Source organism: Flavobacterium solisilvae (genome assembly GCF_012911605.1).
Taxonomy (GTDB): Bacteria; Bacteroidota; Bacteroidia; order Flavobacteriales; family Flavobacteriaceae; genus Flavobacterium; species Flavobacterium solisilvae.
In genome coordinates this window covers 1-255 of record NZ_JAAMPT010000070.1, presented here as the reverse complement: position 1 = coordinate 255, position 255 = coordinate 1, and the positions used below count along the sequence as shown (strand labels likewise).

1 protein-coding gene is annotated in these 255 nt (G+C 38.0%); it reads left to right on the top strand.

The features are described from left to right. Positions 1–255, top strand: a 255-nt coding sequence (locus G6042_RS00335) for a hypothetical protein (protein ID WP_169522320.1), incomplete at both ends; no start/stop codon positions are given.

Genomic DNA, 255 nt, shown 5'->3' with positions numbered 1-255 from the left:
GTAATCCACAACAAATTTGGATCAACATCAGCGATAATGTTACAGGCTGTAACACGGTAAGTTCATTCAATTTAGTGGTAAATCCATTACCATTAGCTGTAACACCATTACCAATAAACGAGTGTAGCACAGGTTCATCCATTACACAAGCTGAGTTTGACTTAACCGTTAATGAAAATGTAATTACTGGCGGCGTTCCAGGGATGATTGTAACCTATTACAACAGTTTAATCGATGCACAAACGCCACAAAATC